Source organism: Streptomyces sp. NPDC002742 (assembly GCF_042888885.1).
Taxonomy (GTDB): Bacteria; Actinomycetota; Actinomycetes; order Streptomycetales; family Streptomycetaceae; genus Streptomyces.
On the sequence record NZ_JBIAQF010000033.1, the window covers coordinates 45054 to 66915 of the forward strand.

Genomic DNA, 21862 nt, shown 5'->3' on the forward strand with positions numbered 1-21862 from the left:
AGGGCGGATCGTCGCTCATCACTGACAGTCCACGAGTGGTCACAATATGTTGTGATAGTTTGTGAGTCGTGACCACTCATGTGAAGCGGGCGTTCAAGTACCGCTTCTATCCGACGGAGGCGCAGGCAGCCGAGCTGTCGCGCACCTTCGGATGCGTGCGCAAGGTCTACAACCTGGCTCTCGAGGCCCGTACCGTCGCGTGGTATCAGCGGCAGGAGAGGGTCAACTACAACGCGACCTCGGCGATGCTCACCGCGTGGAAGAAGACCGAAGAGCTCGCCTACCTGTCCGAGGTGTCCTCGGTGCCCCTGCAGCAGTGCCTGAGGCACCTGCAGGGAGCGTTCACGAGCTTCTTCGAGGGCCGGGCGAAGTACCCCCGCTTCAAGTCGCGGAAGAAGTCCCGCCGCTCCGCCGAATACACCAGCTCGGCCTTCCGCTACCGCCACGGCCGGCTCACGCTCGCCAGGATGCGCGAGCCGCTGAATGTCGTGTGGTCCAGGCCGCTTCCCGACAGTGCACAGCCGTCCACGGTGACCGTGTCCCAGGACGCCGCCGGCCGCTGGTTCGTGTCGCTGCTCTGCGACGACACGATCACCCCGGCACCGGCCACCACGGCCACGGTCGGCATCGACGCCGGGATCACCTCCCTGGTGACCCTGTCCACAGGTGAGAAGATCACCAACCCCCGGCACGAACGCCGCGACCGCGCCCGTCTCGCGAAGGCCCAGCGGGGGCTGTCCCGCAAAGCTCCTGGCGATGGCGCGAACCGGGCCAAGGCACGCCGCAAGGTCGCCGAAATTCACGCCAGGATCACCGACCGGCGCCGCGACCACCTGCACAAGCTGACCACTCGTCTCGTCCGTGAGAACCAAACGGTCGTGATCGAGGACCTGACCGTCCGCAACCTGGTCAAGAACGCCAGGCTCGCCCGAGCCGTGTCGGACGCGGCCTGGCGTGAACTGCGGGGGATGCTGGAGTACAAGTGCGCCTGGTACGGGCGCGAACTCGTCGTGATCGACCGCTGGTTCCCCAGCTCGAAACTGTGCGGGTCCTGCGGCACGATCAGGACGAAGCTGCCACTGAACGTCCGTACGTGGACGTGCGAGTGCGGCACGGTACACGACCGCGACGCGAACGCGGCGAAGAACGTTCTCGCGGCCGGGCTGGCCGTGTCTGCCTGTGGAGACGGTGTAAGACCTCAACGGGAGTCCTCCCGGACGGGGCGGTCGTCGGTGAAGCAGGAACCCCAGCGGGCGACCGCTGGAATCCCGCGCCTTTAGGCGGGGGAGGAAGTCAAGAACTGTGTCAGCCTCGGGCCAGGATGGAGTCGATCTTGCCGGAGGCGTCCTTGAGGAGCTGGTCGATGTCGGCGTCCTTCTTGGTGAGGACGGCGGACACGGCGGCGTCGAGGACGGAGTAGATCTGCTGGGCCTGCGGGGGCTCGATCTTCATCTGCAGGCTCTGGTTGCCGTCGAGGAAGGCCTGGTAGTTCTCCACCGGCACGTTCGCGTTGGCTTTCTTGACCTGCTGGTCCTTGGCGTCGGCGGCTCCGGTGAACAGCCGCGGCTCGGGCAGGCCGACGGGGGCGTTGTTCTGCTTCGCGCGGGCGTAGTCACCGAGGAAGCCGGATCCGGGCGTCAGGAACATGTGGTCGAGCCACTTGAGGCCGGCCTTGATCTGCGCCGGGGTGTCCTTCTTGTTGAACATGTAGCCGTCGCCGCCGATGAGCGTGCCCTTGCCGCCGGGCATGGGCGCGAGGGCGAGGTCGTCGTAGTTGCCGCCCTTCTCCTTGACGAGGATCGGGATGTTGTCGGGCGCGGAGAGGTACATGCCGAGCTTGCCGGAGCCCATCATCTGCTGGACGTCGTTGATGACCAACAGCTGCTTGCTGCCCATGGAGTTGTCACCCCAGCGCATGTCCTTCAGGTTCTGCAGGACCGCCTTGCCCTCGGGGGTGTCGATGGTCGCCTTCTTGCCGTCCTCGGCGACGACGTTCCCGCCCTGCGAGTAGAGCTCGGCGGTGAAGTGCCAACCGCCCTGGTTCTGGGCGCTGTAGTCGGCGTAACCGACCGTGCCCTTGCCCAGCGCGGCTATCTTCTTGGCGTCCGCGCGCACCTCGTCCCAGGTGGCCGGGGGCTTGTCGGGGTCGAGTCCGGCCTGCTGGAAGAGCTTCTTGTTGTAGATGAGGCCCATCGAGTAGCCGGTGCGGGGGACTCCGTAGATCTTGCCGTCCACGGTGTAGATGTCGCGGAGTTGCTGCTGGATGGTGCTGTAGCTCTTGAGGTCCTTGACGTAACTCGTGATGTCCGCGGCCTGGTTGACATCGACGACGTGCTTGGCGTCGGTGAAGTACGTGTAGAACACGTCCTCCATCTGACCGCCGGCCAGCTTGGCGTCGAAGGTCTTGGGGTCCTGACACGGGAACGCGTCGTGCGCCACGACGTCGATGCCCGGGTTGGCCTTCTCGAACGCCTTGATGTCGGCGTCGAAGAACGAGCGGTCGACCTTGGCGCTCTTCGGCGGCTCGCAGTTGACCGTGATGCGGGTGTTTCCGTTGGCCGCGTCGTCGCCGCTCGAACCGCAGCCTGCGGCGGTGAGCGCGACGGAGGACGCCATGAGCATGACGAAGGTACGGCGGAACCCGGTACTTCTCATTGGTGGACCCCTTCGGGCTGGAGCGAGGAAGGCCCACGGCGGGCGTGCCGCCGTGTTCTGGCGCCGCACACTCAAGCACCGCCGACATCTGTCCGCAAGATGTCGCGCAGAATCTGTAATTATTTGACAGCGATTGGAGGTCTCTGTGGCAGGTGGTTGCGGGCCCCCGCAATGGACCCTCAGCCGCGCGGCGCCTGGGCTGTCGACCCGCGCACGACCAACTCCGGTTCGAACAGAAGCTCTTCGGCGGTCACGCTGCTGCCGCCGATCTGCGCGCTCAGCAGCTCCACCGCGGCGCGCCCCATGGCCTCGATCGGCTGGCGGACCGTGGTCAGCGGAGGTTCGGTGCAGTTCATGAACGCCGAGTCGTCGTACCCGACGACCGAGATCTCGCCCGGGACGCTGAGCCCCCTCCGCCGGGCGGCCCGCACGGCGCCGAGGGCGAGCGGGTCGCTGGCGCAGATGATGCCGGTGACTCCCCGGTCGAGCAGCCGGGTGGCCGCGGCCTGTCCGCCTTCCAGCGAGAACATCGCCCGTGCCACGTACTCGTCGGGCAGCTCCGGCGAGAGGGCGCGGGCCGCCGCGAGCTTGCGGCCGGAGGGCATGTGGTCACCGGGGCCGAGGACGAGCCCGATCCGTTCGTGGCCGAGCGAGTCGAGATGACGCCAGGCCTGCTCGACGGCGACGGCGTCGTCGCAGGAGACACAGGGGAAGCCGAGGTGTTCGATGGCCGCGTTGACCAGCACCACCGGAATGTTGCGGTCCGCGAGCTGGCGGTAGTGGTCGTGCGGCGCGTCGGCCTGCGCGTACAGACCGCCGGCGAAGACCACGCCGGACACCTGCTGCTGAAGCAGCAGTTCCACATAGTCGGCCTCGGAGACGCCGCCCTTGGTCTGGGTGCACAGCACGGGAGTGAGACCGAGCTGCGCGAGCGCCGCGCCGATCACTTCGGCGAAGGCCGGGAAGATCGGGTTCTGCAGCTCGGGCAGGACGAGACCGACGAGCCGCGCGCGTTCGCCGCGCAACTGGGTCGGCCGCTCGTAGCCGAGGACGTCGAGGGCGGAGAGGACCGCCTGCCTGGTGGAGTCGGAGACTCCGGGCTTGCCGTTGAGCACCCGGCTGACCGTGGCCTCGCTGACCCCGACCTTCTTCGCCACCTGAGCAAGTCGTCGCGTCATGTACGCAAGAATAGCGCAAGAAATGCAAGCTGCTTGCGTAAAGGTTCGGCCTCTTCACGCTCGCACAGGCGGACCTCTCAGGGCGCCGCCCATCCCTCAGGGCGCCGCCCACAGTCCGCGGACATGCCCCAGGTGGCGTGTCATCACCGCGTGCACGGCGCGCTCGTCGCGCTCAAGGAGGGCGTCGAGGAGTTCCAGGTGCTCCCGGGCCGAGGCTTCCAGACGGCCCGCCTCGACCAGGGCGTCGAGCCCGTACAGGCGAGAGCGCTTGCGCAGGTCGCCGACGACCTCGACCAGATGGGAGTTGCCCGCGAGCGCCAGCAGACCGAGGTGGAAGCGGATGTCCGCCTCCACGTAGGCGATGAGGTCACCGGCCGCGGCCGCGGTCACGATCTCCCGGGCCGCCGGACGCAGCGCCTCCAGCGAGACGGGGTCCGCCGTGGTGGCCAGCCGCACGACGGTCGGGATCTCGATGAGCGAGCGGATGTGGGTGTACTCGTCGAGCTGCTTCTCGGAGACCGCGGTGACCCGGAACCCCTTGTTGGGGACCGTGTCGACCAGACCCTCCTTGGCCAGGTCGAGCATGGCCTCGCGGACCGGCGTCGCCGAGACACCGAAACGGGCGGCCAGCGTGGGCGCGGAGTAGACCTCGCCGGGCCGCAGTTCGCCCGCGATCAGCGCGGCGCGCAGTGCGTCGGCCACTCGCTCGCGAAAGCTGCTCCGCCTGCCGCCCAGCGTGGGCAGGTCGGGAGCGGCTGAGGGTGCGCTGCTGCGCCGGTCGGCCATCGGGGTCTCCTCGTACGGGCCGGTGCGTCGTCATCCTTCCGCAGCGGCCCTGTGCCATGTCACGTGTCAGTCGGACCACCAGTATCTACGGCCCGGAGCCGGGCCGCTCACAGGACGAACCCGGCGGGGAACGGGTCCGAGGGGTCGAGCAGGTACTGGGCGGTTCCGGTGATCCAGGCGCGTCCGGTGAAGCTGGGCAGCACGGCGGGCGTTCCGGCCACCTCGGTGGTGCCGAGCAGCCGCCCGGTGAACCGGGTCCCGATGAAGGACTCGTTCACGAACTCGGTGTCCAGCGGGAGTTCACCACGGGCGTGCAGTTGGGCCATGCGCGCGCTGGTACCCGTACCGCAGGGTGAACGGTCGAACCAGCCGGGGTGGATCGCCATCGCGTGCCGCGAGAAGCGGGCCGTCGCCCCGGGCGCGTACAGATGGACGTGGTGGCAGCCGCGGATGGAGGGATCCTCGGGGTGCACGGGCTCGTCCTCGGCGTTGACCGCGTCCATCAGCGCCAGTCCGGCCGCGAGGATCTCGTCCTTGCGGGAGCGGTCGAACGGCAGGCCGAACTCCTCCAGCGGCAGGATCGCGTAGAAGTTCCCGCCGTAGGCCAGGTCGTACGTCACCGTGCGCCCGTCGGCGAGGGTGGCCGAGCGGTCGAGGCCGACGGCGAAGGACGGCACGTTCTTGAGCGTGACCGCCTTGGCCGCGCCGTCCTCGACGGCGACCTCGGCGACGACGAGACCCGCCGGGGTGTCGAGCCGGATCGTGGTGACGGGCTCGACGACCTCGACCATGCCGGTCTCCACCAGCACGGTCGCCACCCCGATCGTGCCGTGTCCGCACATCGGCAGATAGCCCGACACCTCGATGTAGATCACGCCGTAGTCGCAGTCGGGTCGTGTGGACGGCTGGAGGATGGCGCCGCTCATCGCCCCGTGGCCACGCGGTTCGTTCATCAGGAGCTGTTTGATGTCGTCGCGGTGCTGACGGAAGTACAGCCGCCGTTCGTTCATGGTCGCGCCCGGGACCGTCCCGATCCCGCCGGTGATCACCCGGGTGGGCATGCCCTCGGTGTGCGAGTCGACGGCGTGCAGGACGAGTTTGCTGCGCATGGGACTCCTGAGTGGTGTCGGCGGACGGCTGGGTGGGGGTCGGCGGACGTCTGGGTGGGGGTCGGCGGACCTCTGGAGGTCGGTTGCGGCTCAGGCGAGGCCGGCGGCGACGGCCCTGTCCGTGGCCTCGCGCACGGCGGCCTCCTGCTCGGGCAGCAGTGGAACGCGCGGCGGCCGGACCGGACCGCCATGGCGGCCGACGATGTCCATGGACAGCTTGATGGCCTGGACGAACTCGACCTGGGAGTCCCAGCGCAGCAGCGGGTGCAGCTGACGGTAGAGCTTGCCCGCCGTGTCGAGGTCCCCTGCGACGGCCGCGCGGTAGAGCTCGACACTCGCCCGGGGCAGCGCGTTCGGGTAGCCGGCCACCCAGCCCTTGGCGCCCGCGACGGCGAGTTCGAGCAGGACGTCATCGGCCCCGATCAACAGGTCCAGTTCCGGGGCGAGTTCGGCGATGCGGTAGGCGCGGCGCACATCACCGGAGAACTCCTTGACTCCCTGGATGAAACCGGCGGCGTGCAGTTCGGCGAGGAGTTCGGGCACCAGGTCGACCTTGGTGTCGATCGGGTTGTTGTACGCGACGACGGGGACGCCCGCCCGGGAGACCTCTGCGTAGTGGGCGAGGACGGAACGCCCGTCCGCGCGGTAGGAGTTGGGCGGCAGCAGCATCACGGCGCCGCAGCCCGCGTCCCTCGCCTGCTCGGCCCAGCGGCGGGCCTCGGCCGAGCCGTACGCGGCGACGCCGGGCATCACCCGGGACCCGCCGATCGCGGCGACCGCCGTCTCGACGACCTTGGCGCGCTCTTCGGGAGTGAGCACCTGGTACTCGCCGAGCGAACCGTTCGGTACGACGCCGTCGCAGCCGTTCTCGACGAGCCAGGCGCAGTGGGCTGCGTACCGGTCGTAGTCCACGGAGAGGTCGTCGTTCAGCGGGAGCGCGGTGGCGACGAGGACTCCGCGCCAGGGGCGGCTGTCGGGGGTGACGGTCATGGGGTACTCATCCTCTCAATAGGGTGTGACATTCCACTGTCGGTCGAGGTGGCGCGGGGCACCGCCGGAGCCGGGGCCTAGCCCGCGCCCGGTGAAGATCCGTCGTCGTCCGTGCCGGCGGCGGCGAGCACGCCTAGCGGTACCGGGCGCGCCAACAGCCTTCGTGGGGAGGTCTGTTCGCAGCCGGCGAGTCCCGCGACCGCGGGTTCGCAGATGCGGCCCTGGCACCATCCCATCCCGGCCCGGGTGAGCAGTTTGACCGTCCGCACGTCGCCCGCACCGAGGTCGGCGACGGCCTCGCGGACGCGGCCACCCGTGACCTCCTCGCAGCGGCACACGACGGTGTCGTCGGTGACCTGGTCCGTCCAGTGCGCGGGCGGCGCGTACACCGCGTCGAGCGCGGCGGCGAACGACCGCATTCCCGTACGGGACTTCACGGCTCGCGCCGCCGCACGCGAGTCCGGTCCGGCGCCGGAGAGCCTGGCGGCGATCGACCGGCCGGCGAGGTGTCCCTCGGCCAGGGAGAGCGCGGCGCCGCCGATGCCGGTGGTCTCGCCGGCGGCCCAGACGCCGGGCACGTCGGTGCGCTGCTCGTCGTCCACGTCGACCCTCGATCCGTCGATGCGGCAGCCGAGCCCTTCCGCCAGATCGGTGTGCGGGATCATCCCGTGGCCGACGGCGAGCGTGTCGCAGGGGATGCGGCGCCCGGTTCCGGGCCGCACCCGGCCCCCGCGGTCGAGCGCCGCCACGGTGACGGCTTCGAGCCGCTCCTCACCATGGGCTTCGACGACAGTGCGCAGAGGGATGAACGGCACGCGGTGGCGCAGGAGCCGGGCCGCGTACCGGGCGCCCTCGACGACCTTGCCGGGCTGGGCCGCCAGTGCCCCTGCCCGGCGGAGCAACCCTCTCGGATCGACGGACTCGACGAGTGCGGCGACCTCGACCCCGGCGGCGGCCAGTCCGGTCGCCACGGGCAGCAGCAGCGGTCCGGTACCCGCGACGACGGCTCTGCGGCCCGGAACGACGAGACCGCCCTTGAGCATGGCCTGGGCCCCGCCCGCGGTCACGACTCCGGGCAGGGTCCAGCCGGGGAAGGGCAGCACCTTCTCGTATCCACCGGTGGCGAGGAGCACGGCGTCGGCGCGCACGGCGACAGAGCGCTCCTGGAGGGGTCCGAGGAGGGCGTGAACGATGAATCCGGGCCGTCCGACGGCGACGGTGCGCGCGTGCGTGGCGGAGGCTTCGGGGCGGGCGGCTTCGGGGCGGGTGACTCCGTGACGGGCTCCGTGACGGGTGGCTTCGGGGCGGGTGGCTTCGGGCCCAGCCTCGACCCCGTCACCGTCACCGTGACCGGGACCGGGACCGGGACCGGGACCGGGACCGGCTCCGGCTCCGGCGATCGTCGCTCCGGTCCGTTCGACCAGCCACACATGATGGTCCGCCAAGTAGCTGATGGTGCCCGCTTCCAGGTGTCCTGCGAGGCCCCGCTCCAGCCGTTCCCATGTGCGCCACTCGTGGTGCAGCGCCCTGGGCCGCCGGGCGCCGAGACCGCTCGCGGGCCGACGGTAGAACTGCCCGCCCGCCGCCGCGGCCGAGTCGATCAGCGTCACGTGAATGCCGCGTGCCGCCGCCGCGAGGGACGCGGCGAGACCGGCCGGGCCCGCGCCGACGACCGCGAGGTGGTGGCGTCCGTCAGTCATCGTGGCCGGTGCCTTCCTGCGTGCGGATCGTGTCGCCCGGTCCCAGCGGGACCAGACAGGCCCGCTGGTTGGGGCGGTCGTTGACGGTGACGAGACAGTCGAAGCACACGCCGATGCCGCAGAAGACCCCACGGGGCCGGCCCGCGTCACGGGTGGTGCGCCAGGAGGTGACGCCCTCGGCCCACAGTGCGGCGGCGACGGTCCGGCCGGGCAGTACTTCGATGTCCCGGCCGTCGAGGGTGACGGTGAAGGCGGGGCCGGGCTCGGCCCGTACGAGGTCCAGAGGGTTCACGCGGCCTCCTCGGAGAAGCGGTCGGGCCGGAACGGCGCGAGGTCGAGGTCGGGTGTCCGGCCCGTCAGGACCTGCGCAATGAGCTGTCCGGTGCCGGTGGACAGGCCGATGCCCGCACCCTCGTGCCCGCAGGCGTGGAAGAGGCCGGGCGCCCGGGGGTCGGGGCCGATGGCGGGCAGATGGTCGGGGAGGTAGGGCCGGAACCCGACGTAGGTCCGCAGAGCACGCACCTGCGACAGGAAGGGAAAGAGCCGCGTGGCGCCCTGGGCCAGTTCCCGTACCACGGGCAGCGAGAGCGACCGGTCGAAGCCGACCCGTTCCCGGCTCGCGCCGATCAGGATCGGGCCGGCCGCGGTCCCCTCCACCACCGGCGATGTCTGGAGCGCGGCCGAATCACTGGCGACGTCGGCGACGTAGTCGGCGGCGTACACCTTGTGGCGCACCCGGCGCGGCAGGGGCTCGGTGACGAGGACGAATCCCCGTCGGGGCAGGACGGGCAGGGCGACGCCCGCGAGAGAGGCCACCTCGGCGCCCCAGGTGCCGGCCGCGTTGACTACGGCGGGTGCGTGCAGATCACCCCGGTCGGTGCGCACCCCGCGGACCGTGCCGTCCCTCGCCCGCAGTACTTCGGTCACGGTGCTTCCGGTCAGCAACCGCGCGCCCGAGGCCCGTAGAAGATGCGCGGCGGCCAGGGCCGGCATCACCTGGGTGTCCTGCGGGTAGCGGACGGCTCCCGCGAGCCCCGGAGCCAAGTACGGTTCCAGATCGTGCAGTTGATCGGCGGCGACCGGTTCGGCCAGGACACCGGCTGCCCGCTGGCCCGCCGCGAAGGCCTCCAACGCGGCCAGGCCCTCGGGCGTGGAGGCCACGACGACACCGCCCTTGGCCTCGTACTCGATCGCCTCCGCGCGCTCCTCGGCGAGGTCGGCCCACAGACGCCCGGAGAGCAGCGCGAGGTCGAGTTCGGGTCCGGGTTCCTTGTCGGAGACGAGCAGATTCCCCTCACCCGCGCCGGTCGTGCCTCCGGCCACCGGGCCGCGGTCCACCACGGCGACGTCGAGACCCGCGCGAGCCGCGTACAGGGCACAGGCGGCGCCCACCATCCCGGCTCCGACGACCACCACATCGCAGACAAAGGGCTGACTCACATCAGTACTATGTCACATACCTCTTTCCGACCCGAAGACTTCCGCGAGTGGCGGACTCGAACTCGCGGCGGGCCGACGGACGGGGACGGGCAACCGGGCAGGCAACTCCCTCGCGGCACCGTATGGCGCGAGAGGCGCCGTGCGAGGTGGCACGAGGGGCACCACACGACACCCCGCGGCCCGATAGCGCCATCTGGCGCCACCCAGTGCCACCCAGCACCATCTGGTGCCATCTGGTGCCGCTCCGCACCCCCGAAAGACGCTTGAGCCCATATGGCGCCACCCTGACTCGGATTGACACACCCACATTCTCGCAGGTCAGAGCCATAGGTCGCGAATCTGTGCCACGCAAAGCGCCATCCGGGCTTGCCGATGGCGCCATAGTGATGCCATCATGTCGTCATGGACCTCACTCCGTATGTCGACACCCTGCGCCGCGAACTCGCGGTGGCCGCCGAAGCCGGCGGCGAAGAAGCCCGTGAGCTGGCCGAGCGGCTGACCGCTCCCCTGGAGTCGGCGACGCGTCTGACCATGCTCAACGTGCTCTCCGCCGCGATGGACGAGATCACCCGCGAACTCGCCCCCGGCTCGGTCGACGTACGGCTGCGCGGGCTGGACCCCGACTTCGTGGTGACGCTGCCGCCCTCCTACGGGGGCTCCGCGGAAGCGGCCGAGGCGCCCGTCGAACCCTTCAGGGCGCAGGCTCCCGCGGACAGCGACGCGGGCGGCACCGCCCGCGTCAACCTGCGCCTGCCGGCCCACCTCAAGGCGCGTGCCGAGGACGCCGCGAACCATGAAGGCCTGTCGGTCAACGCGTGGCTGGTGCGGGCCGTGTCGGCCGCGGTCGACGGCGGCACCCGGCCTCGCACGACGGAGAAGGCCCGCACGATCGGACAGAGCTTCACGGGCTGGGTTCGCTAGCCGCGCCCGCACCCGGACCACTTCACCAACGCCGAGCCCCACCTGCGGGGACGGCTCAAGGACTCACGAGGACGGGACAGCCATGCCTTCTTTCGACACTCCCGAACCGATCTCGGTCACCGGCAACGTGACCGCCGGTTCCATCCGGTTCACCGCGGGCGACCGCCCCGACACGGTCGTCGAGGTGCGGCCCCTCGACCCGAAGAAGGACAGGGACGTACGGGCCGCCGAGCAGACCGAGGTCGTGTACGCGAGCGGCGTCCTGACGGTCAGGACGAAGCAACGCCTCCTGGTCGGTTCCAGTGGCGCCGTCGATGTGGCGGTCGGCCTGCCCACGGGCTCGCAGGTCGACATGACCTGCTCCTGGACCCAGGTGCTCGCCGAGGGCCGGCTCGGCGAGGTCCACCTGAAGACCTCGGGCGGCGACGTCCGCCTCGACACCACCGGCCCGCTGAAGCTGACCGCGTCGCACGGCCTGATCACCGTGGACCGGGTCGAGGGCATGGCCGAGATCACCAGCAGCACCGGCAACGTGCGCGTCGGCACGGTCGAGGGGCCCGCCGTCCTGAAGAACTCGCACGGCAGCACGACCGTCGGCACCGTGACCGGCGAGCTGCGGGTGGGCGGCGCCAACGGTGGCGTCGACATCGCGCGCGCCGAGGCATCGGTCACCGGCACCACGACCAACGGGCATCTGCGTGTCGCCGAAGTCATCGGCGGCGAGATCCAGTTGGAGACCTCCAACGGCTCCATCGAGGTCGGCATCCGTGAGGGCACCGCCGCGTGGCTCGACGTCAGTTCCAACCGCGGGCAGGTACGCAACATGCTCGCCGCGTCCGAGGCCCCGGAGCGGACCGAGGGAACCGTCACGGTCCGCGCACGGAGCAACTGGGGGAACATCGACGTCCTCCGCGCCAAGTCCTGAGCTCCCTCACCCCGCACCGCCGCCAACCCCGCACCGCCGCCAACCCCGCTCCGCCGGCGTCTCCGCACCGCCACCACGCCGGCACCGCCGCCAACCCCGCTCCGCCGGCGTCTCCGCACCGCCGCCACGCCGGCACCGCCACCACCCCCGCACCGCCGGCGCCTCCCATACCGCGACCGCCTTCCGGCCGCTTCCCTTGCGGCCCCCTCTCCCGCGGCCGCTCTCCCGCGCCTCCTCTCCGGCGCCCCCCTTCCCTTTCGCTTCCGGAACCTCATTCACCCAGCCTCCGAACGGAGAGCTCCATGTCTTCCTCTGTCATGCCCATGCCCAAGCAACCCGGGAATCCGACGCCGCCCGCCGCCGTCTCCGCCATCGGTCTGCGCAAGTCGTACGGCGACAAGACCGTGCTCGACGGCATCGATCTGCGCATCCCGGCCGGTTCCGTGTTCGCGCTGCTCGGGCCCAACGGCGCCGGAAAGACCACCACCGTGCAGATCCTGTCCACGCTCGTCGCCGCCGACGGCGGGCAGGCCCAGGTCGCGGGCCACGACGTCGCCACCTCACCGGACGGGGTACGCGCCGCGATCGGTGTCACCGGGCAGTTCTCGGCGCTCGACGACCTGCTCACCGCCGAGGAGAACCTCCTCCTCATGGCCGACCTGCTGCGCCTGGGCAAGCGCGAAGGGCGCTCCCGTACAAAGGAGTTGCTTCAGCGGTTCGACATCGCGGATGTCGCGGACAAACGGGCCGCGACCTTCTCGGGCGGTATGCGGCGCCGGCTCGACCTCGCCATGACGCTGGTCGGCGACCCTCAGGTGATCTTCCTCGACGAGCCGACGACCGGGCTCGACCCGCGCAGCCGTCGCACCATGTGGGACACCGTGCGCTCGCTGGTCGCGGGCGGCACCACCGTCTTCCTCACCACGCAGTATCTGGACGAGGCCGACCAGTTGGCCGACCGGATCGCCGTGCTGGACGGCGGCCGGATCGTCGCCGAGGGCACCGCCGACGAGCTCAAGGCGCAGATTCCCGGCAGCCACGTACGGCTGCGCTTCACCGAACCCGCCGAGTACGAGCGCGCGGCCGGCGCCTTTCCCGGCGCGGCCCGCGACGAGGAGGACCTCGCGCTGCGCGTGGCGGGCGACGGCGGCCTCGACGCGCTGCGCGCCCTGATCGACCGGCTCGACGCCGTCGGCGTCGGGGCCGCCGACTTCTCCGTGCACACCCCCGACCTCGACGACGTGTTCCTCGCCCTGACCGGCGACGGCGCCACCGGGACCGGTACCAGCACCCCGCTTCACGTCAAGGAGACCCTGCGATGAGCACTCTGACCTACGCCGTGCACGACTCGATGACGATGCTGCGGCGCAACCTCAAGCACGCCATCCGCTATCCGGCCGTGTCGCTCGGCGCGGCCATGATGCCGATCCTGATGCTGCTGCTGTTCGTGTACGCCTTCGGGGACTCGATCGGCGCCGGAATGGGCGGCGGCCGGGACGCCTACCTGGAGTATCTGACGCCCGGCATCACCGTCATGGGCGTGGCGGCCGGGGCGATGTCGACCTCGATCGCGGTCTGCTCCGACATGACCGAGGGAATCATCAACCGCTTCCGCACCATGAACATCACCCGTTCGTCGTTCATGACGGGCCATGTCGTCGGCAGCGTCATCCAGACGATGGTGAGCATCGTCCTGGTCGTCGGGTTCGCGCTCGCCGTCGGTTTCCGCTCGGACGCGAGCCCGCTCGAGTGGCTTGCCGCCGCGGGCCTCCTCGCGGCCATCGCGTTCGCCGTGACCTGGCTGTCGGCGGCGCTCGGCCTGATCTCCAAGACCGTCGAGTCCGCGAGCAACAAGCCGCTGCTGGTCCAGTTCCTGCCGTTCCTCGGCTCCGCGTTCGTGCCGGCCGACTCGATGTCTCCGGGGCTGCGCTGGTTCGCGCAGAACCAGCCCTTCACTCCCATGACCGAGACGCTGCGCGGTCTGCTCTCCGGCTCGGCGATCGGCGACAACGGCTGGATCTCGCTCGCCTGGTGCGCCGGTATCAGCCTGGTCGGCTACGTCTGGTCGCGCTCGCTGTTCAACAGCACCACCAAGCGCTGAGAAGCCGCTCTTCAACCTGCCCGCGAGGGGCGGTCGCAGTCCGTGCGCAGCGGACCCCGGCCGCCCCTCACTCACGTCAACCAGTAACCCGGCAGGGCCGGTTCGTCGGCCCTGTCAGAGCCGGCTCTCCGTGGCCGTGTCCGCGGACAGCCGCTGCGCCGCGTAGATCGGGATCACCGAGAGCAGGACGAGCACGGCGGCCACCACGTTCACGACCGGTGCCTGCCGGGGTCTGGTCATGTTGTTGAAGATCCAGATCGGCAGGGTCTCGATGCCGGGTCCGGCCGTGAACGTCGTCACGACGATCTCGTCGAAGGACAGCGCGAAGGCGAGCAGTCCGCCGGCCAGCAGCGCCGAGCGCACCAGCGGGAAGGTGACGTCGACGAAGGCGCGGAAGGTGTCCGCGCCCAGATCCATCGCGGCCTCCTCGTACGTGCCGGACGTACGGCGCAGTCGCGCGACCACGTTGTTGAAGACGACGACGATGCAGAAGGTCGCGTGGCCCACGATCACGGTGAACATGCCGAGTCCGACGCCGAGCGGTTCGAGCACCGTGCTGAACGCCGAGTTGAGCGCGATGCCCGTGACGATGCCGGGCAGCGCGATCGGCAGGACGACCACGAAGGAGATGGCGTCCCGGCCGAAGAAGCGGTGGCGGGCGACCGCGAAGGCGATCAGCGTGCCCAGCACCAGCGCGATGGCCGTGGCGCCGAGACCGGCCTTGACCGAGACCCACAGCGCCGCGCGGGCACCCTCGTTCTCCCAGGCGACCGACCACCAGTGGAAGGTGAGCCCGGACGGCGGCCAACCGGCGCTGCGGTCCCGGTTGAAGGAGTTGACCAGGACGAGCGCGAGCGGCACGTAGATGAACGCGAAGCCGAGCCCGGCGGCGGCGCGCAGCGCGATGCGCGCGGGACGGGAGAGTTGCACAGCGGGCTCCTCAGAGACTGCTCAGGGCGCCCGTGCGGCGCATCGCGAGGAGGTACACCACGATGACCACGACGGGGACCGTGCCGAGCGCGGCGGCCATGGGCAGGTTCAGTTCGATGTTGGAGTAGACGACGTTGCCGATGAGCTGGGTCTTGCCGCCGACGATCTGCACGGTGATGTAGTCGCCGAGGCTGAGGGAGAAGGTGAAGACCGAACCGGCCGCCACGGACGGCAGGACCATCGGCAGCACGACCGATCGGAAGGTTCGGGCCGCCCCGGCGCCCAGGTCCGCCGACGCGTCAAGCAGGTTGGCGGGCAGCTGTTCCAGTGCCGCGTGGATCGGCAGGATCATGTACGGCAGCCAGAGATAGGTCAGCGCGATGATCGCCGCGACGAGACCGTACCCGGGTCCGCTCAGCCCGAGGGGCTTCAACACCCAGTCGGCGAGGCCGCCTTGGGAGAGGATCAGCCGCCACGCGTACACCTTGACGAGGTAACTCGCCCACAGCGGAGTGAGGATGGCGACGACGAGCAGCGGGCGCCGGGCGGGCTTGGCGATGCGAGCCGTGTAGAAGGCGACCGGGAAGGCGATCACAGCGCACAGGACGGTCACCGCGAGGGCGACGCCGATGCTGCGCAGGATCACCTGCCGGTAGACGGGCGTGGTGAACAGGGTGTGGAAGTTGTCGGTCGACCAGACCTTCACGACCTCGGAGGTGAAGGAGTCCGTCGTCCAGAACGCCGAGACGAACAGCACGGCCAGCGAACCGAGATAGAGCACCGCCAGCCAGAGCAGGGGTGCGGTCAGCAGCAGGGACAGCCGCAGCCGGGAGTGCCGGTGCAGTGTCCCCGCGAGCCGCCGGACGGGGGAGCGTCCGGCGGCCTGCGAGGTGGAGGTCATCGTTCGGTCAGCCCTTGATCTCGGTCCAGGCCTGGACCCACTTCGCGTACGGGACGCACTTGACGTCGGTGCGGCCGTCGAGGCACTGCTCGATGGGCGTGTTCCAGAACGCGATGTTCTTCCAGTAGCTCTCGTCGGTGGCGTGGAAGGTGTCGCAGAAGGTCTTGTCGCTGGTGTACCGGCAGGCCTCCGAGTTGGCGGGCGCCTCACCGAAGTACTCGGCCACCTGGGCGTTCACCTTCGGCGAGATGATCCAGTCCATCCACTTGTAGGCGCAGTTGGGGTGCTTGGCCTTGGCGGAGATCATCCACGTGTCGGACCAGCCCGTGGAGCCCTCCTTGGGCACGAACGCCTTCACCTTGGCGCCCTCGTCGGCCGTGAGGTTCGCGATGACCTGCCAGGTGGTGCCGACCACGGAGTCGCCGCTCTTGAAGGCGGAGATCTCCTTGAGGTAGTCGCTCCAGTACTCCCCCACGTTCGCGCTCTGCTTCTTCAGCAGGGCGACGGCCGCGTCGAACTGCTTCTGGTCGAGCGCGTAGGGGTCCTTGATCTTCAGCTCGGGCCTGGCCGACTTCAGATAGAGGGCCGCGTCGGCGATGTAGATCGGCGAGTCGTACGCGGTGACGTGGCCCTTGTTCGCCGGGGCGTCGTCGAAGACCGCGGACCAGGACGTGGGGGCGGGGGTGACCTTCTGGGTGTCGTACATCAGGAGGTTGGCGCCCCGGCCGTGCGGGATGCCGTACATCTGGCCGTCGACGGAGTTCCAGGCGCCCTTCTTCAGGCCGCTGAAGACGTTCTTGTAGTTCGGTACGAGGCTGGTGTTGACCGGGGCCGCGTCACCCGAGGCGATGAGGCGCAGGGAGGCGTCTCCGGAGGCGGAGACCGCGTCGTACTGGCCGGTCTTCATCAGCTTGACCATCTCGTCGGAGCTGGCGGCCACCTTGGAGTTGACCTGGCAGCCGGTCTGCTTCTCGAAGTCGCCGACCCAGTCGACCTTGGGATCGTTGGAACCGTCCTCGACATAGCCGGCCCAGGCGATCAGGTTGACCTGCCCCTCGGTCTTGCCGAGCTTGGTCTGCGCCTTGAGGTCGGGCGGGTTGAAGCCGGTGGCCGCGGCGGATCCGCTGCCGGACGATCCGCAGGCGGTGGCCGCGAGGAGCACCGCGACGGCGGCGGCGGCCTTGAGGGTTGGGGTGAGGCGCACGGCGAACTCCATACGTGACGGTGGACTGAGCGTGGAAGTCAGCGGGGGTCGGGGACCTGGAAGGCGTGGCGGCGGTGCCACCGGAGCCGGACCCGGGTGCCGCGGAGGGCGGCGACGTCCTCGGAGGAGGTCTCCAGGTTCTGCTGGAGCGCGGTGAGGCGGCCGCCCGCGTCGAGGTCCACCAGGAAGCGGGTGGCGTCGCCCAGATAGACGACCTCGGCGACCTTGCCGGCGGCGGTGGAGTACTCCGGCCCGTCGGCCTCGACGGCGTCGGCGGACTCGGCGGACTCGGCGGACTCCTTGAGGACCCGGATCTTCTCGGGCCGGATGCTGTACGTGCCCGGGGCGCCGACGATCTGCTGCGCCGACTGCCCGTCGAGCAGGTTCGATGTTCCGACGAAGCCCGCGACGAACGGTGTGGCGGGGCGTTCGTAGATCTCGGCGGGGGTGCCGACCTGCTCGATGCGGCCCTGGTGGAAGACGGCGATGCGGTCGCTCATCGTCAGGGCCTCCTCCTGGTCGTGGGTGACGAACACGAAGGTGATGCCGACCTCGCGCTGGATCGCCTTGAGTTCGACCTGCATCTGCTCGCGCAGCTTGAGGTCGAGGGCGCCGAGGGGCTCGTCGAGCAGCAGGACGCGGGGGCGGCCGACCAGGGCCCTGGCGAGTGCGACGCGCTGGCGCTGGCCTCCGGAGAGCTGGCTCGGACGGCGTCGGCCGAAGCCCTCCAGGCGTACGTCGGCGAGCGCCTTGCGGGCCCGGACCAGCCGCTCCGCCTTGGGCACCTTGCGGACCTTGAGGCCGTAGGCGACGTTCTCCTCGACGGTCATGTGCGGGAACAGGGCGTAGTCCTGGAAGACGGTGTGGACGTCCCGTTCGAAGGGGGCGAGACCGGTGACCTCCTGGCCGGCCAGTTCGATCCGGCCCGCGGTCGGGCTCTCGAATCCGGCGATCATCCGCAGCACGGTCGTCTTGCCCGAGCCGGAGGGGCCGAGCATCGAGAAGAACTCGCCGTCGGCTATCTCCAGATCGACTCCGGACACGGCGGTCGTCTCACCGAACGCCTTTCGCAGGCCCTGGAGCCGGATCGCCTTTGCCTCCATGGGCGGGGAACCTTTCTGGTGCAGAGGTACGTTTGCAACACTGACCGGAAAGATATGAAGCCATAGTTCAAACTTCAAGACCCCTTTAGAGTAAAGGTTGAGTCAACGCACAAGGTGGTGACCGTGAAGCAACACAGGGGCGACGGCGTCCGCAGAGCCGTCTTCACTCCCGTGGACAACCGCGCGCGCGTCGAGACGGTCGTACACCGGATCGGCGACGCCATCGAGCTCGGGCTGCTCGCCGACGGCGAGCAGCTGCCCGGTGAGATGGAGCTGGCCGGGCAGCTCGGCGTGTCCACGGTCACCCTGCGCGAGGCCCTCATGGCCCTGCGGCAGCAGGGACTGGTCACCACGCGGCGGGGGCGCGGCGGCGGCAGCTTCGTGTCACTGCCCGAAGTGCCGGGCGAGGAGCGGCTGTTGGCCCGGCTGGCGAGCTGGAGCACCGAGGAACTGCGCGACCTGGGCGACCACTGGGCGGCCCTGTCCGGGGCGGCCGCGCGGCTCGCCGCGCAGCGGACGGAACCGGACGACCTCAAGGCCCTGCGGCGCACGCTGGACGACCTGGCGTCCGCCGAGGACGCCGCCGCCCGCAGCCGGGTCTACGGCCGCTTCCATGTCGAGCTCGCCGCGGCGGCTCAGTCCGCCCGGCTGACCCGTGAGCAGGTCGTGCTCCAGACCGAGGTGGGCGCCCTGATGTGCCTCGTGCTCGGGGACGACGAATATCGTGAAGAAGTCGCAGACCGTCACCGCTCCGTAATCTCGGCCGTGCAAGATGGGGCCCACGATTCGGCCAGAGCACTGGCCGAGCGGTGCGTACAGGACTCGACGGCGCGGCTCATCAACCTCCGCCTCTCGATGCCGCGCGCCGTGTCAGGTCCGCGTCCGCTGGAGGGCACCCATGAGCAGGAGCCCCGGCCCGGCCGGCGCGACGGCGACGCTTGACGCCACCGCCGAGGCGGCCGTCGCCGCCCAGGTCCGCCGCACGCTGGAGGCCGTGTTCGACGCGGTCGCCGACACGCGGGCGGAGACAACCGCGCTGCTCACCCGCGTGGCCACGCAGGGGCGCCGCCCCGCGACGGTGGATCTGGCGGCACTGCGCCCCGGGCTGCATCTGCGCCTCACCCGGCAGGAGCTGGTGTCGGGCGCCGGCTTCGTGGCGGCACCGGGCCTGCTCGGTGACGTACCGGCCTGGCTGGAATGGTGGCAACAGGGCTCCGACGGTGGTGTACGACCGCTGCTGCTCGACCTCGATCCGGCGCACTCCGCGTACTCGGACTACACGCACTGGGACTGGTTCGCCCTCCCCCGCGACACCGGGCGGCGCGCGGTCGCCGGGCCCTACGTCGACTACCTCTGCTCCGACGAGTACAGCCTGACCCTGTCCGCGCCGGTTCACGTGGAGGGCCGTTTCGTCGGGGTCGCGGCGGCCGACGTGTATCTGCGGCACTTCGAGGGTGCGGTCGTACCGCTCCTCCAACGGCTTCCGGGAGCCGCCTACTTGGTGAACGCGCGGGGACGGGTGGCCGCGTCCGCCGACCCGGCTCACCTGGCCGGCTCACTCACCAGGGGACCGGACTTCGGGGCCGTGCTGACGGCGGCCCGGCCCACGCGCCACGAGGGCCTGCGGCTCGTCCCCTGCGACGGGGTGCCGCTCGTCCTCGTGATGCCGGCCGACTGAGGTCCGAGGCCGCGCACGCGCCCCCGACTGGAGCGCGGTGCCGCGGTACGCGTCACGGAGACCCGCGCCGACGGCGCGGGACGGGTCACACCGCTCGCAGCTCCGCCGCCCCGTTGCGTGTCTTGCGGGCCTTTCGCGGTCCGCCGGTGACCGGCCTGACCGCCTCGCGCAGTACCAGGGTCATCCGCTTGTAGCCCATGTCCTCAAGGGTCCTGGGGGTGTCCTCGACGATCCTGCAGTCCGTGCTGCCCCAGCGCGGGTCGGGGTGGACCAGCGGCCGCACGGCACCGTCGTGCTCGACCGCGCGCGGGCCGACCGCCTGGATCCAGTGCGGAAGGCCGTGCCGATACGCGGCGTCCATGATCGGGTCCTGGGCGATGTCCCGGCGGATCGACTGGAGTCCGCGGTCCTGGCCGTTCCGCTCCAGCGCCGCAGCGAAGTGCGCGAGCATCGGCAGGCACCAACTCGACTCGTGCTCACCGAGTACCGACCCCGCGTCCGGGTGGAACAGCACGAAGCGCAGGAAGTTGTCGCCCGGCATGGCGGTCGGATGGGCGCCGACACCGTCGAAAAGTGTCTCGAACGCGGCGTTGGACAGAACGACGTCCCAGCGGTGGTCGAAGACGACGGAGGGGAAGGGGACGGCCTGGAGCAGCGTGGCGTAGTCCTGGAGGTACGCCTGCGCTTCGAGACTCTCGGGGACAGGTCGCGGCTGGGACCGCTGCCTTCCTGCCTGGTACGCCATCGGGAGGTCACCCCTCTTGCCTCTGCGGCCTTCACGCGGCGCCCCGATCCTGCTGCCCCGGGGACGGGCGTGTCAACTATCGTGGCATTTGGCGCTTGTTGACGGCTGAATCTCGCCACAGTTGTGGCGAGACCTGGATGTGAGTTCGAGGGACGGGCTACGCTCCGGTTGGCTCCCCGGTCTTGCCGCCGGGATGGTTTCTGACCTTCGTGTCCATATGGTTCCCGAACTTCGTGAGAGCCACCTGAGAGAGACGTAGGAGATCTGTCGGTGACGGATGGCTTCGAGGTTCCGTGCGCCACGGCGACGGTTCTGTTGCAGGCCGTCGTGGCCAGGGTCACCGCACTCGCCGACCGGCTCGGCGTGCTGCACGCCGAAGTCTTCGACGTACGGCGGCTGTCGGCCGAGTCCGGCGTTCCCGAACCCGTGGCGAGAGCCCTGCTCAGCGGCCGCCCTGCGGGGGAACCCGACCTGCAGGCAAGGTTCCTGCAGCGTCTGGACCTGTTGCGCCGCACCCGGCTCAAGCCCAACGGCCGCCGCTACACCCAGCAGGAGATCGCGGACGGCGCCGGCATGTCGCGCCAGCAGGCGGGCGCCCTCATCAACGGTGACCGGCGCCCCACCATGGAGCACTGCGACGCCATCCAGCGCTTCTTCCGGGTGCACGCCGGATTCCTCACGGCCGAGGACTCCGAGGCGCTCATAGGCGCCCTCCAGCGATCGGAACAGGAACTCCTGCAACGGCTCGCCGACCGCGAACGCGCGGCGGCCTCCGTCGCCCACGATCCCCTGGAGCGGCTGCTACTCGACCACGGCGTCCGCGGAATCGCCTGGCGGGCCGCGCAGTTGCCCACCGACCAGCACCGGGACAAGGTCGCGGAATGGCTGGACATGCTCCTGGAGAGCGTCAAACGGCCAGAGTCGTGAGCCGGGGGAGATCAGTGGGCATCGGAAGGGAAATGCGCCGCCTTTGCGGCGAGCTGGTCGCGGAGCTGTCGCTCCCCGCGCCGGCGGCACCCGACGACCTCTACGCGGCACTGTGCGGCGCGATGAGCAGACGCCGCGGCCGTCCCGTCCGGTTCCGCACGGCCGCCTTCCCGCCCGGCACCGCCAGCGGCCTGTGGCTGGACATGGCCGAACAGGACCTCGTCGTCATCGAGGAACGCACCGCGCCCGACCACCAGTTGGTCATCCTCGGCCACGAGCTGTGGCACATGAAGGCCGGGCACTGCGGCCATCACGTCGACGGTGCGGCCGTCGCGGCACGCTTACTCAGCGACCGCGCGGACCTTCAGGCCACCGTCCTGAAAGTGGCCGCGCGGACGCGCTTCGACCTCGCCGACGAGCAGGAGGCCGAGAGCTTCGGTCTCCTGCTCGCCAGCAAGTGCCGTACCTGGCTGGCCGGTTCCTCGCTGCGCGGCCCGGTGCAGCGGCACGGCCTGGCCGGCCGCATCGAAGCGTCCCTGGGCTGCCGCGGGCCGCGGGGCTGAAGGTCC

The 21862-nt window shown here is 70.3% G+C and carries 22 protein-coding genes; 9 read left to right on the forward strand and 13 right to left on the reverse strand.

The genetic code is table 11. From position 1 onward, the window contains the following. The first annotated feature begins 68 nt into the window (after nt 1-68). A complete protein-coding gene (locus ACFYW8_RS38470) occupies nt 69-1280 on the forward strand; it encodes an RNA-guided endonuclease InsQ/TnpB family protein (protein WP_389089894.1) in 1212 nt (403 codons plus the stop codon). 25 nt (nt 1281-1305) lie between these two features. On the opposite strand, the gene ACFYW8_RS38475 is transcribed toward ACFYW8_RS38470, so the two are convergent. The 8 genes from ACFYW8_RS38475 to ACFYW8_RS38510 all read right to left on the reverse strand — a co-directional run bounded on the left by ACFYW8_RS38475 (nt 1306) and on the right by ACFYW8_RS38510 (nt 9858). Continuing rightward, a complete protein-coding gene (locus tag ACFYW8_RS38475) occupies nt 1306-2655 on the reverse strand; it encodes a sugar ABC transporter substrate-binding protein (RefSeq protein WP_365881413.1) in 1350 nt (449 codons plus the stop codon). 179 nt (nt 2656-2834) lie between these two features. Continuing rightward, nucleotides 2835-3833: a LacI family DNA-binding transcriptional regulator gene (locus tag ACFYW8_RS38480; protein ID WP_389089899.1), complete on the reverse strand. Its 999-nt coding sequence runs from the start codon at nt 3831-3833 to the stop codon at nt 2835-2837. Nucleotides 3834-3929: 96 nt separating this feature from the next. After that, nucleotides 3930-4619: a GntR family transcriptional regulator gene (locus tag ACFYW8_RS38485; protein ID WP_365881409.1), complete on the reverse strand. Its 690-nt coding sequence runs from the start codon at nt 4617-4619 to the stop codon at nt 3930-3932. A gap of 107 nt (nt 4620-4726) precedes the next feature. After that, nucleotides 4727-5728, reverse strand: a complete 1002-nt coding sequence (locus ACFYW8_RS38490) for a proline racemase family protein (protein WP_389089904.1) — start codon at nt 5726-5728, stop codon at nt 4727-4729. Between the two features lie 90 nt (nt 5729-5818). Beyond that, nucleotides 5819-6718 (reverse strand): dihydrodipicolinate synthase family protein, encoded by a 900-nt coding sequence (locus ACFYW8_RS38495; protein ID WP_389089907.1) that lies wholly within the window; start codon nt 6716-6718, stop codon nt 5819-5821. Nucleotides 6719-6795: 77 nt separating this feature from the next. Continuing rightward, nucleotides 6796-8418: an FAD-dependent oxidoreductase gene (locus tag ACFYW8_RS38500; RefSeq protein ID WP_389089910.1), complete on the reverse strand. Its 1623-nt coding sequence runs from the start codon at nt 8416-8418 to the stop codon at nt 6796-6798. Further along, on the reverse strand, nt 8411-8710 hold the full coding sequence (locus ACFYW8_RS38505) for a (2Fe-2S)-binding protein (RefSeq protein ID WP_389089913.1): 300 nt from the start codon (nt 8708-8710) through the stop codon (nt 8411-8413). The genes ACFYW8_RS38500 and ACFYW8_RS38505 overlap by 8 nt, the downstream gene beginning before the upstream one ends. Continuing rightward, nucleotides 8707-9858, reverse strand: a complete 1152-nt coding sequence (locus ACFYW8_RS38510) for an NAD(P)/FAD-dependent oxidoreductase (protein WP_389089916.1) — start codon at nt 9856-9858, stop codon at nt 8707-8709. The genes ACFYW8_RS38505 and ACFYW8_RS38510 overlap by 4 nt, the downstream gene beginning before the upstream one ends. Nucleotides 9859-10260: 402 nt before the next feature. Between ACFYW8_RS38510 and ACFYW8_RS38515 the strand changes: the two genes are divergently transcribed. From ACFYW8_RS38515 to ACFYW8_RS38530, 4 genes are all read left to right on the forward strand, one after another. Then, the gene (locus ACFYW8_RS38515; RefSeq protein ID WP_389089919.1) at nt 10261-10779 is read left to right on the forward strand and encodes a hypothetical protein; all 519 of its coding nucleotides are present in this window, start codon (nt 10261-10263) and stop codon (nt 10777-10779) included. Nucleotides 10780-10861: 82 nt separating this feature from the next. Continuing rightward, nucleotides 10862-11704: a DUF4097 domain-containing protein gene (locus ACFYW8_RS38520; RefSeq protein WP_389089921.1), complete on the forward strand. Its 843-nt coding sequence runs from the start codon at nt 10862-10864 to the stop codon at nt 11702-11704. A gap of 302 nt (nt 11705-12006) precedes the next feature. Next, nucleotides 12007-13026 (forward strand): ATP-binding cassette domain-containing protein, encoded by a 1020-nt coding sequence (locus tag ACFYW8_RS38525; RefSeq protein ID WP_389089924.1) that lies wholly within the window; start codon nt 12007-12009, stop codon nt 13024-13026. After that, nucleotides 13023-13805 (forward strand): ABC transporter permease, encoded by a 783-nt coding sequence (locus tag ACFYW8_RS38530; protein WP_389089927.1) that lies wholly within the window; start codon nt 13023-13025, stop codon nt 13803-13805. Before ACFYW8_RS38525 ends, ACFYW8_RS38530 begins: the two co-directional genes overlap by 4 nt. Nucleotides 13806-13919: 114 nt before the next feature. Here the strand turns inward: ACFYW8_RS38530 and ACFYW8_RS38535 are convergent, their stop codons facing one another. Genes ACFYW8_RS38535 through ACFYW8_RS38550 form a run of 4 tightly spaced genes read right to left on the reverse strand, consistent with a single transcriptional unit; the run spans nt 13920 to nt 17943 of the window. Continuing rightward, a complete protein-coding gene (locus ACFYW8_RS38535) occupies nt 13920-14735 on the reverse strand; it encodes an ABC transporter permease (RefSeq protein WP_389089930.1) in 816 nt (271 codons plus the stop codon). 10 nt (nt 14736-14745) lie between these two features. After that, complete coding sequence (locus tag ACFYW8_RS38540; protein WP_389089933.1) at nt 14746-15636, reverse strand: ABC transporter permease; 891 nt, start codon at nt 15634-15636, stop codon at nt 14746-14748. A 7-nt stretch (nt 15637-15643) separates the two neighbouring features. After that, complete coding sequence (locus ACFYW8_RS38545; protein WP_389089936.1) at nt 15644-16852, reverse strand: ABC transporter substrate-binding protein; 1209 nt, start codon at nt 16850-16852, stop codon at nt 15644-15646. 26 nt (nt 16853-16878) lie between these two features. Further along, nucleotides 16879-17943, reverse strand: a complete 1065-nt coding sequence (locus ACFYW8_RS38550; protein ID WP_389089939.1) for an ABC transporter ATP-binding protein — start codon at nt 17941-17943, stop codon at nt 16879-16881. A gap of 123 nt (nt 17944-18066) precedes the next feature. Here ACFYW8_RS38550 and ACFYW8_RS38555 point away from each other — a divergent pair, with 123 nt between their 5' ends. Then, nucleotides 18067-18885 carry a GntR family transcriptional regulator gene (locus ACFYW8_RS38555; RefSeq protein ID WP_365881382.1) on the forward strand — a complete coding sequence of 273 codons (819 nt, stop codon included), beginning with the start codon at nt 18067-18069 and terminating at the stop codon, nt 18883-18885. Continuing rightward, nucleotides 18842-19621, forward strand: coding sequence for a hypothetical protein (locus ACFYW8_RS38560; RefSeq protein WP_389089944.1), 780 nt, complete (start codon nt 18842-18844; stop codon nt 19619-19621). Before ACFYW8_RS38555 ends, ACFYW8_RS38560 begins: the two co-directional genes overlap by 44 nt. Nucleotides 19622-19706: 85 nt before the next feature. Here ACFYW8_RS38560 and ACFYW8_RS38565 read toward each other — a convergent pair whose 3' ends face one another. Continuing rightward, nucleotides 19707-20366, reverse strand: coding sequence for a hypothetical protein (locus ACFYW8_RS38565; RefSeq protein WP_389089947.1), 660 nt, complete (start codon nt 20364-20366; stop codon nt 19707-19709). A 270-nt stretch (nt 20367-20636) separates the two neighbouring features. On the opposite strand from ACFYW8_RS38565, the gene ACFYW8_RS38570 reads away from it, so the two are divergent. Further along, a complete protein-coding gene (locus ACFYW8_RS38570) occupies nt 20637-21293 on the forward strand; it encodes a helix-turn-helix transcriptional regulator (protein ID WP_365881376.1) in 657 nt (218 codons plus the stop codon). Nucleotides 21294-21325: 32 nt separating this feature from the next. Then, complete coding sequence (locus tag ACFYW8_RS38575; protein WP_389089951.1) at nt 21326-21856, forward strand: toxin-antitoxin system, toxin component; 531 nt, start codon at nt 21326-21328, stop codon at nt 21854-21856. Nucleotides 21857-21862: the final 6 nt, after the last annotated feature.

Coding starts and splice junctions, on each gene's coding strand:
- ACFYW8_RS38475 (WP_365881413.1), bottom strand. CDS start 2,655: ATGAGAAGTACCGGGTTCCGCCGTACCTTCGTCATGCTCATGGCGTCC.
- ACFYW8_RS38480 (WP_389089899.1), bottom strand. CDS start 3,833: ATGACGCGACGACTTGCTCAGGTGGCGAAGAAGGTCGGGGTCAGCGAG.
- ACFYW8_RS38485 (WP_365881409.1), bottom strand. CDS start 4,619: ATGGCCGACCGGCGCAGCAGCGCACCCTCAGCCGCTCCCGACCTGCCC.
- ACFYW8_RS38490 (WP_389089904.1), bottom strand. CDS start 5,728: ATGCGCAGCAAACTCGTCCTGCACGCCGTCGACTCGCACACCGAGGGC.
- ACFYW8_RS38495 (WP_389089907.1), bottom strand. CDS start 6,718: ATGACCGTCACCCCCGACAGCCGCCCCTGGCGCGGAGTCCTCGTCGCC.
- ACFYW8_RS38500 (WP_389089910.1), bottom strand. CDS start 8,418: ATGACTGACGGACGCCACCACCTCGCGGTCGTCGGCGCGGGCCCGGCC.
- ACFYW8_RS38515 (WP_389089919.1), top strand. CDS start 10,261: ATGGACCTCACTCCGTATGTCGACACCCTGCGCCGCGAACTCGCGGTG.
- ACFYW8_RS38520 (WP_389089921.1), top strand. CDS start 10,862: ATGCCTTCTTTCGACACTCCCGAACCGATCTCGGTCACCGGCAACGTG.
- ACFYW8_RS38525 (WP_389089924.1), top strand. CDS start 12,007: ATGTCTTCCTCTGTCATGCCCATGCCCAAGCAACCCGGGAATCCGACG.
- ACFYW8_RS38530 (WP_389089927.1), top strand. CDS start 13,023: ATGAGCACTCTGACCTACGCCGTGCACGACTCGATGACGATGCTGCGG.
- ACFYW8_RS38540 (WP_389089933.1), bottom strand. CDS start 15,636: ATGACCTCCACCTCGCAGGCCGCCGGACGCTCCCCCGTCCGGCGGCTC.
- ACFYW8_RS38545 (WP_389089936.1), bottom strand. CDS start 16,852: ATGGAGTTCGCCGTGCGCCTCACCCCAACCCTCAAGGCCGCCGCCGCC.
- ACFYW8_RS38550 (WP_389089939.1), bottom strand. CDS start 17,943: ATGGAGGCAAAGGCGATCCGGCTCCAGGGCCTGCGAAAGGCGTTCGGT.
- ACFYW8_RS38560 (WP_389089944.1), top strand. CDS start 18,842: ATGAGCAGGAGCCCCGGCCCGGCCGGCGCGACGGCGACGCTTGACGCC.
- ACFYW8_RS38565 (WP_389089947.1), bottom strand. CDS start 20,366: ATGGCGTACCAGGCAGGAAGGCAGCGGTCCCAGCCGCGACCTGTCCCC.
- ACFYW8_RS38575 (WP_389089951.1), top strand. CDS start 21,326: ATGCGCCGCCTTTGCGGCGAGCTGGTCGCGGAGCTGTCGCTCCCCGCG.